The following is a 9,542-nucleotide window of genomic DNA, read 5'->3' as shown; positions in this document are numbered from 1 at the left end:
TCCTGCGGCCCCGCCGCCTGCCCGCTGACGGCGAAGCCACATAAAGCGCTAACGCGACCATCTCGATCGGTCCAGCAACGCTCTTTTCCGCCGCCTCGAATCCTTGACTGCCGAGAGCTTCTAACAGCCGACTTTCATGCGCTCCTGATCGAGAACCTTCGTCCGGCAATCTGACGGGTTCATCTCCCTTGCGCTCGATGATAAACTCTTTCTCGCTCGGTCGATTTCTCTCGACAATCCGGATTGAGCGAGCATGGAGATTTTCATTTACCGTCCTAACGCTGAGCGCGTCGAAGAGGGTTTTACCGCCGAACAATTGCCATCGCTGCTTCAAGACCGGTCGCTCGTCCTCTGGATCGACATGGAACGCCCGACGCTTGACGATGATCGCCTGCTGCTCGATGTCTTCAAGTTCCACCCGCTGACGGTGGAAGATTGCCGTATGGATCGGCACCACCCGAAGGTCGAAGAGTTTCCCGAATACCTCTTCTTCATCGTTCATGGCATACGCACCAACACGACGCCAGAACGCTTCAATACGGTGGAAGTCGATGGCTACCTAGGGCCTAATTTCGTCATCACCTACCATCACGAACCGTTTCCCGCCATCGACTACGTCAAACAGCTCATACGTACCACTCCCGTCCCTTGCCAACGCGGCGCAGCTTTCTTGCTGCATCACATCCTCGATCGCATCGTTGATGAATATCTGCCGGTGCTCGATGATTTCGATGACCGGATCAACAAACTCGAAGAATCGATCTTTTCGACGAAGCGCCCGAACAACCGCATCCTCGAGGAGATTTTGAGCCTCAAACGCAGCATCCTGAGGCTGCGGCGCATCTCGTCGAAGCAACTGGAGATACTTTATCGCATGAGCCACGGCGAATTCCGTTTGATTCCCGATCCGGCGCTTCCTTTCTTCCGCGACATTTACGATCATTTGGTGCGTATTGCCGACCTCGCCGAAAACTATCGCGACCTGATCACCGGCGCGCTCGAAGCCTACCTCTCCGTCGTCTCCAACCGTTTAAACGAGATCATGAAGGTTCTGACGATCTTCTCGGCCATCATGCTGCCGCTGACCTTCATCGCTGGCGTCTATGGCATGAATTTCGAGAACATGCCGGAGCTTCGCACCAAATATGGGTACTTCGTCGTTTGGGGCGTGATGATCTTCGTCGCGCTGCTGCTGCTCTTCATCTTCTGGCGGAAGGGCTGGATCGGAAGCGGCGAAGGCTGATTCAGCGCGCGATGCGACGTACACCTGCACAACGATCCAACGCCTCTCGACGCCAATCCGGCGCGACCATCTTTCCCGGCCATGTTTGTGCATGAGGACGCTTCGTTCCGGATTCGAAACGCGAAAGGAGCCATCGAAGACGATCAAAACGGACCCAACGCTCGCCGACCTTCAATCGTCCATCTTGAAGATCGTATGCGGATCGTCTTCGTGTCTGATCTCATCGACGGGTTCGCGCCGTCCTTCGCCCATGTATAGCCTGTTCGGGCAGTTGATGACGATGCCCGGAACGTGACCGATGTTGCGGTAGGCGTGGACCACACCGGGCGGGATCAGCACAGCCTTGGGGTTGTCTTCACCGACGAAGAGCGTCATCATCATCCCGAAACTCGGCGAATCCTTTCGATTGTCCCATAGGCGCAGCTTGAAGTTCGATGGGCCGATGAAGCAGAAGAGATCGGCTTGATCGCGGTGCTCGTGCGGACCGCGCGTCACGTGCGGCTGGGTCGCAGAAATGTAAGCCATGCGCGGATGGAATTCCGCAGCCAGTTCGTCGTGTCGGAAAAGCTCTGCGAGCCAGCCGCGTTCGTCAACGAACTTGCGCAGATCGCGGACGATGACCCCTTCGATGATGCCGCGTTTGAACTCAGAGACGATCTCAAAGTTCGACGCCACTTGCGACCTCCTTCCTCGCTTGCTCTGCGCCGAGATCGAGCTTGTTCGCTCCCGTCTGGGCCACCAGATTCGAGGCGCGCAACAGGCTATCGAACGTCCCGGCATCGGTCCACCAACCTTCGAGTTCGTCCCAGGTCATCTCGCCGCGCTCGATGTATATGTTGTTGACGTCCGTGATCTCCAGTTCGCCACGAGCCGAAGGCTTCAGCGTCTTGATGATGTTGAAGACATCAGCGTCATACATGTATATGCCGATGACGGCGTAATCCGACTTCGGCTCTTTCGGCTTCTCTTCGATGCGCACGATGCGCGGCCCGTCCAGTTCCGGCACGCCGAAACGTTGCGGGTCAGAAACTCTCTTGAGCAAGATCTTCGCTCCGCCCCCCTGATGACGGAAAGCGCGCACAGCACGACAGATGTTCCCCTCGATGATGTTGTCGCCTAGAATCACGCAGACCGGATCGCCGTCGGCAAAGTCTTCCGCCAGCGACAGAGCCTCGGCGATCCCGCCCTCGCCCTCTTGATAAGTGTAGTTGAGATGTTTGAGGCCAAACGCTTTGCCGTTGCCAAGCAATTTGAGAAAGTCGCCCGCCGAATTCCCACCTGTCACGATCAAGATGTCCGTGATCCCGGCGTTGACGAGCGTTTGAATCGGATAGTAGATCATCGGCTGGTTGTACACGGGCAGAAGGTGCTTGTTCGTCACCTTCGTGAGCGGATACAGCCGCGTGCCCAAACCGCCTGCTAAAACCACTCCTTTCACTCGCTTTCCTCCCCGGCAAATTCAACGAAGATTTAAAGCTTTACATACTACTGCAGAAACGCCCCGCGCGCCAACACGAAAGCGGTGTCTGCGAAGACTCGCGCAGCCAATCCACCTCGCGCTCGACGGAAGCGGAGAATCCGTCGCTCTGCTTCAACGCTGCCACTCGCCTTCCGCATAAACCGGCACAGCGGTCGGCACAGGCAACTCAAGCGCGCTCCATTCTGCGGCGCGCCCTTTGAAAGGCTGCCGAGAGTCCCGCACGCACTTGTGTTAGTCATCTCAAAGATCGCTCTCGCGATGCCACGCGCATCTTCAGTCGATGAATTTTTCGAACCACAGCTCCAGCATCAGCAACGTCCACAGCTGATGCGAATGGTCACGGCGTCCGCTCACATGCTCGGCGACGAATCGCCTCACCGTTTCGGGTTTGAACAATCCGCGTTTCAGCGCTTTTTCTGAAAGCACGGTCTCCTCCAGAAACGGACGCAACTCGCCGCGGAACCAATGGCTCAACGGCACGCCGAACCCCATTTTTCGTCGCTGTAGATTCTCTTCCGGCAAGAGGCGTCCGAGCACGCGCTTGAGCAGATATTTCGTCGTCAATCGTCGCAGCTTGAGCTCTTCCGGCAAACTCGCGGCGAATTCGATCACGTGATGATCGAGAAAAGGCGAGCGCGCCTCCAACGAAACGGCCATCGTCGCGATATCGACTTTGACCAGAAGATCGTTCGGCAAATAGGTCATCGTATCGGCGAAGAGCGCGGCATCAACCACCCCTGAGCCGTTCCGAAACCACGGCGCGATGAACTCGCTCGAAGCGCGTCCTGCTACCTGTTGATGGAACATGTCCGAATAGAGCGCCCGTTTAGCTTCGCCGTCGAAAACGCTCACCCATCGCACGTATCGTTCAACAGTCGGCAAAGAGGCGGCGGTGACGAAACGTTTGAGATCGCGCGCGCGGCTCCTTCTTCGTTCGGAAGATGGGAGAAGAGCGATCGCCGGTTCGATCAGCCACCGACGTAGCGTTTGCGGGATCCTCCCGTAAGCTTCAGCTAGACGCATCGCCGCGTAGCGCTCGTAACCGGCAAAGCACTCGTCGCCGCCGTCGCCATTCAACGCGACTGTGACGTGACGGCGCGTCTCGCGAGCGACGTAGTAAGTCGGAATCGCCGAAGAATCGGCGTAAGGTTCGCCGTAGTGTTCGACCAGCGTCGGCAGGACCTCGAGCGCGCTCGGACGGACGATGAACTCATGATGGTCCGCCCCGACATGTCGCGCGACGCGACGCGCGTGCTCCAGTTCGCTGAAATCCTCTTCCTCGAAACCGATGGAGAAGGTTTTGACCGGGCCGCTCGACTCTTCGCTCATCAAAGCGACCACGGCGCTCGAATCTATGCCGCCAGAAAGAAAAGCGCCGAGCGGCACTTCCGAAATCAGACGGACCCGAACCGCTTCGCGCAAGATCTCGACGGCGCGCTCGCCCGCCTCTTCTTCGCTGATCTTCACCTTCTTCGTGAAATCCAGATGCCAGTAACGTTCGAGCTTGATCTCGCCATCGCGTGTGAAGCGTAGAGTGTGCGCCGGTTCCAATTTCCTTATCGCGCGATAAGCGGTCAGCGGCGCGGGCACGCACATGAACGAAAGGTAGTGGTGGATCGCTTCTGGGTTGACCTCGCGACTCACATCCGGATGCAAAAGGAGCGCTTTGAACTCCGAAGCGAAGATCAGCTTTCCGTTTACATGCGCGTAAAGGAGCGGTTTTTTGCCCGCTCGATCGCGCGCCAGGAAAAGCTCCTGTTTCTTCTCGTCCCAAATGGCGAAGGCGAACATCCCGCGCAAGCGCTTTGGGCAGTCCGTTCCATACTGTTCATACGCATGAACGATGGCTTCGGTATCGCTGTTGGTGTAAAAGCGGTGGCCCAGCTTTTCGAGGTGCGCGCGCAGTTCGCGGTAGTTGTAGATCTCGCCGTTGAAGATGATCCAGATGGTCCGATCTTCGTTGTGAATCGGCTGCTGCCCGCCTTTGAGATCGATGATGGCGAGCCGTCGCATCGCGAGCCCAACGCCTTCGCGCACGTACTTGCCCTCTTCATCTGGACCGCGATGACGGATCGCATCGCACATGCTTGCGAGCACATGCTCATCTATCGCGCGCTTTTTGGAATCGACGATGCCGACGATGCCGCACATTCTCTTCTCGATCCGAACTTCAAAAAATCCGGTTTTTCAGCCGTATGATCTCGCCCCGATCAAAACTTCCGTTCGCCGTAGACCCTTACCGAGAAACTTCACCGCTCCCTGAATGTCTTCGTTGCAAAGCCCGTTCGGCAGCGCGGCGCGCGAGGATCGCTTCTCTGGCTCGCTCCGCCGCGCGATCGCGCTCTTCTGATTTCTCCTTGAGGAAGATGAAGCCAACGGCAGCGAAGATGAAGTAGAAGACGAGCAGTTGCGCGCGCTGCCGGTAAGCCGTCCCGACATTTCCTTGGAAGACAGAATAGGCGAGCGTCAACATCGCCGTAAAAATCAGTATCGGCAGCGTTTGGCGCAACCTGTAACGGATCGTGAACCATCCGCCGAGCAACACGAACGGGAAAGCCGACCACCAGATGACCATTTCCGGTAACGTGATGATCTGTCGAGGGCCTTCAACCTGCCATGGGAAAGGGGCGAAAAGCAAATAGACGACTCCGATGGGGATGACTTGAAGCGCGCCGGAGGTCGTCGAGACGTCAACGTCGGCGGCGAAACCGGAGCGCGCCGAACGCGCAAGATCCTCGCGACTTCGTTGTACCGCTTCCAGACTCCCGTAACTTTCGAACTGCTGGCCAGCCTGCCGCAGCACTCCGAGATAGGTCATCGCCAAGCCTATACAAACGACGATGGCAAACTGGCGGACGATGCTTCTGCCATCGAGTTCGCGCATGCCGACGATGAAAGAGCCGGCGATGGCCGCAACCAACATGTAGAATATGTAGAACCGCAAGCTGAAGATGCTAAACAGCGCGATGATGAGCACGAGCAGGTACTTGAGGCTCCATCGCTCTCCCAGCTTCAAAGTCGCCAGCATCGCCAGCGCAAGTGAAAAGACGACGGGGGCATCCTTCAACCCTTGCGATGACCAGAGGATGATCGAGGGGAAGAAGGCGAGGGCGAAAGCGGCAAGGCGCGCAACGCGCACGTTTCGAAAGATATGGTAGGCGCACAGATAGATTACGACAGCCGTCGCCGAGCCGATCACCGCGTTGATGAACTGAATGGCGAGGGGATTTCGCCCGACGATCGCGTAAACTGCGGCGACCAAGTAAAGCATCCCCCAGCCACCACCCGCGCTGAAGCGGTCTATCTCCGGCCTGAACTGGATCTCGCCTTGCCACAAGCGCAACAAAGCGTACCCGAAGCCGTCGTATGTGATCGCGTCGCCGCCGAAAAAATCTTGCAGTTGAGCAACGAAGATGATGGTCCCAATGGCGACCCGAAGCACGAGGCCAGCGGCAAACAATTGCAAAAGAAATCTTCGGTCGATCTCGACGCGATAGATGAAATAACCCGCCAGACAGGCAGCCCCAGCCCCGACCAACACGGCCGTCGAGCCATATTGCGGAACGAAGACGGAAACGCCCACGCCTGTGACGAGTAACAACAGAGCTAACAGCGCGTTCATGCTACCTCACGCACACTCGCCTTAAAATCTTCCGGCAAGTCGGGGCGAGTCCGGTACTCTATCAGAAACTTGTCCTCTTCTGTTAACGGTCTAACTGCTTTTGCTGGGACGCCAGCGATCAAGTGTTCTTCCTCGTGCAGCTTTCCGACGATCACTGAGCCGATTCCAACGATGCAACGAGAGGGTATTTGCCCTCCCGGCGCGACGCGTATCTCCGAACCGACGTAGCTGTAAGAACCGATCGTGATCGGTTGCGTCCGCTGTCGATTATGAGTCCACAAAGAGGAGTTGCGCCCGCCGAGAATCGTATGGGCCCCGATCTCCACACGATCGGTGAAATCTATTTTGTGCCCCGCAGTGATCACGCTCCCATCCCCGAGGCGGAAGATGGGTTCGGCGACGTTCACGATGTCGGGATCCGGGATAGAATTTATCTCATTCATACGAATTATCTCGGCATATCTTCCAATTGAAACTTCGTCCCCGCCACGGATGATATTTAGATGACCTATGCGCGCCCGCTCCCCAATCCGCACTTTTTTCACGCCGATGATGACGTTCAAATGTCCTATCTTTACGCCGTCCTCGATCTCGCATTGCTGGACATCAACTAGACTGAACCCGATCCGGACGCCTTCGCCTATTTTGTAACCGAACAGACGGCGATAAAAGAAGCGCTTCATTGGCATTGGCATCAATGCGCATATGACCATCATCAAGGTTCTTATCTTGCTTTTCACAGCTATATGCCTGAGCTTCATCCGAAGCGCACGCAAGCGGCGCGCGCCCAGTCTTCTCATTTACCGCACGCTTTTAAGCGCACCAGCAAGTCTGGCCGCGTGTTCCAGCAACGAATAATGCTTCAGGGCATGTTCCCGCCCGGCTCTTCCCATCCTTCTACGCAACTCCTCGTCTTCGATCAATCGGGCAAGCGCTTCATACCATTCATCTTCAGTCGTCGCGTTGAAGTGCGTCACCCCGGGTTCGCCTATTTCGGCACAAACACCTACAGGAGTGACAACATAGGGGATTCCGACGGACATGTACTGAATGGCCTTGAATCCTGATTTCCCCAGCGCCCATGCGTCAGCTACGATCGGGTACAAGCCGATGTCGAAAGATTGCAGATCGCTTAACTCGCGCTCCAAACTCCATGAACGGTTTTCCACGCTTACTCCCGGTAATTTTAATTCTCGTCGCCCTGAGCCGACTACTTTTAGATGAAAACGATAAGCCCGCGCAAGCTTCGCGAGAACGGGGAAGATAGATTCCAGATACGGGAAAGTTGAGTGGGTACCTATCCAACCTATCACGACCTCGCGACCGGTTTTTCTTGCTGCGGGACGAAAGATATCCGTATTGACGATGGTAGGTATCAAGATCGTGGGCCGCTTCTTGCCAGCCACATACTCTTCAATCGCCCTATTGCCGCAAACGACCAAACTAGCCCACTCGATCAGATCATCCGTTTTGCTGAACCATTTCAGCGCAGCCGCCAAGCGACCATAGGTTGGGCTAACGTATCTGACGTATGTCGCATCATCTAAGTCCAGCACCATCGGACGCTTGAAAGCATGCGTTGCGCACCACTCGATGAACGGCGGGCCGAACATCATCGCCTCCCGTTGAACGAGGAGCACATCGGCTCTGGCCATTTCCGCTAAATCCAGGATGCGTTTCGCGGTCGCCTTTAAAAGGGCGAGCGCGTTTTTCACCGCCGCCTTACGTTCGTATAGGGAAGCGAACGCCTGCGAGTCCAGGAAAGGAGCGATTACAAGCTCGATGCCATGAGGGCGCAAAGGCGCAACGTACTGCGCCAAACGGTAACGCGTCGCTGCGGCTTCAATCGGGTATGAAGCGAGTCCCAGAACCCTCATCGTTTGAAACGATCCGCTCGACTCCTCTTCCGCCCCGACGACAGCGGAAAAGTCGCGCGCGGCATTTCCCCGGCGGCGAGCATCTCATAAACGTCATAATACCTACGTCCGCCCACCTCTTGCAGATCGAAATACGCGCGTGCCACGCTCCGACAACGTTCCCTGACCTCAGGCTCCTCCACCAAGGCCAAAGCTCGATCTACTGCCCTCTCGTAAGAAGATTCGGTGAAATCGTCGAGAACCACTCCAACCCGCTCTCGTTCCACAATAAGATCCGTATCGCCAATGCCAGCGTTGGAAACGACCGGCAATCCAGCCGCCAAGTACTCGGGTATCTTCGTCGGCGAGGCGGCGATTTGCGAGAACGTGGGTTTACGAAAAGAGATACCCAAACTGGCCCGACACAAATGCCCCGGGATGTCACTCGGTTGCGCACTGGCTACCTCAAAATCTCGTTCAGCTACTCCTACGCTCCGAAGTACCTTTTTTACGTTCTCGGCTGATTCCTTGGTCAAGATCTGCAGTTTCGCCTCGGCCACCTTCCGCTTCAAAGCGAGGAAGAAACGGCCCATCTCCTCTAGCAGGTATAGACCCGTAACTGAACCAGCGTAAACTACCTTGAACTCCCCGCGCGCGTTCTCTTCAAGACCAACCTCGTACTTCGATAAATCCACGCAACAAGGGATGACGGTGATTTTGTCATTTGATACCCCTTTGTTCTGAATCAACCATTCGCGCAAACGCTCCGTCAGCACGATGACATGATCAGCTCGCCGAATACCCATTTCCTCGATTTTTTTCACCATTTTGAAGACCGCTCCGTCAACTGACCAAATGCCAGCATCGGCATACTCCTCCGCTAACAGACCGCGAATATCGAAGATGGTTTGGCACCGCGATCCCGCTCCAGATAGCAAAACCATAGCCATGGGCACGTGTGAACGAGCATGAATGACATCAATTGATCTTTGGCACGTCAATTGTACGACTTTTCTTGCGCCGGCGACGATATCAAAGATGGTCGCGGGCAAAGAAGGGCTTTTGTGATAGGGTAGAGAGATCCACTGAATTCCGATGGATCTCAGATGGTCTTTCCACTTTTTCACCTCGTCGCTGGTCCAATTCTCTTTTTCGTTAGGTTCAAACGTCATAAGATGAGGTTCAACGCCGCGACGCGCTAGCTCTCCTAAGTAGGGGACGACTTGCGTCTGCACGAGTGGCTCACGCAAACCGAAGTAACACACGTAAAGCGTCCTTAAACTCATCTTACCAGCCTCGCACAACAGATGGCGTTCTCGAAGCCAGTCTGTATTGCTGAGA

8 protein-coding genes are annotated in these 9,542 nt (G+C 56.0%); 1 reads left to right on the top strand and 7 read right to left on the bottom strand.

Going from position 1 to position 9,542, the window contains the following annotated elements:
* Positions 1-253 precede the first annotated feature (253 nt).
* The gene (corA, locus tag C4334_RS08370; RefSeq protein WP_352431631.1) at positions 254-1,243 is read left to right on the top strand and encodes a magnesium/cobalt transporter CorA; all 990 of its coding nucleotides are present in this window, start codon (positions 254-256) and stop codon (positions 1,241-1,243) included.
* A gap of 171 nt (positions 1,244-1,414) precedes the next feature.
* Here the strand turns inward: corA and C4334_RS08365 are convergent, their stop codons facing one another.
* The 7 genes from C4334_RS08365 to C4334_RS08335 all read right to left on the bottom strand — a co-directional run bounded on the left by C4334_RS08365 (position 1,415) and on the right by C4334_RS08335 (position 9,487).
* Positions 1,415-1,918, bottom strand: a complete 504-nt coding sequence (locus tag C4334_RS08365; RefSeq protein WP_352431630.1) for a dTDP-4-dehydrorhamnose 3,5-epimerase family protein — start codon at positions 1,916-1,918, stop codon at positions 1,415-1,417.
* Positions 1,902-2,681, bottom strand: a complete 780-nt coding sequence (locus C4334_RS08360; protein ID WP_352431629.1) for a sugar phosphate nucleotidyltransferase — start codon at positions 2,679-2,681, stop codon at positions 1,902-1,904. Before C4334_RS08360 ends, C4334_RS08365 begins: the two co-directional genes overlap by 17 nt.
* A 315-nt stretch (positions 2,682-2,996) precedes the next feature.
* The gene (gene asnB, locus C4334_RS08355) at positions 2,997-4,874 is read right to left on the bottom strand and encodes an asparagine synthase (glutamine-hydrolyzing) (protein WP_352431628.1); all 1,878 of its coding nucleotides are present in this window, start codon (positions 4,872-4,874) and stop codon (positions 2,997-2,999) included.
* A gap of 85 nt (positions 4,875-4,959) precedes the next feature.
* On the bottom strand, positions 4,960-6,345 hold the full coding sequence (locus C4334_RS08350; RefSeq protein ID WP_352431627.1) for a glycosyltransferase family 39 protein: 1,386 nt from the start codon (positions 6,343-6,345) through the stop codon (positions 4,960-4,962).
* Positions 6,342-7,145, bottom strand: coding sequence for an acyltransferase (locus C4334_RS08345; protein ID WP_352431626.1), 804 nt, complete (start codon positions 7,143-7,145; stop codon positions 6,342-6,344). Before C4334_RS08345 ends, C4334_RS08350 begins: the two co-directional genes overlap by 4 nt.
* Positions 7,146-8,222 carry a glycosyltransferase family 4 protein gene (locus tag C4334_RS08340; RefSeq protein WP_352431625.1) on the bottom strand — a complete coding sequence of 359 codons (1,077 nt, stop codon included), beginning with the start codon at positions 8,220-8,222 and terminating at the stop codon, positions 7,146-7,148.
* Positions 8,219-9,487: a glycosyltransferase gene (locus C4334_RS08335; protein ID WP_352431624.1), complete on the bottom strand. Its 1,269-nt coding sequence runs from the start codon at positions 9,485-9,487 to the stop codon at positions 8,219-8,221. The genes C4334_RS08340 and C4334_RS08335 overlap by 4 nt, the downstream gene beginning before the upstream one ends.
* Positions 9,488-9,542 lie beyond the last annotated feature (55 nt).

This window comes from Pyrinomonas sp., assembly GCF_040289685.1.
Taxonomy (GTDB): domain Bacteria; phylum Acidobacteriota; class Blastocatellia; order Pyrinomonadales; family Pyrinomonadaceae; genus Pyrinomonas.
The sequence above is the reverse complement of the archived record's forward strand: the minus strand, read 5'-3'. Positions and strand labels throughout refer to the sequence as shown.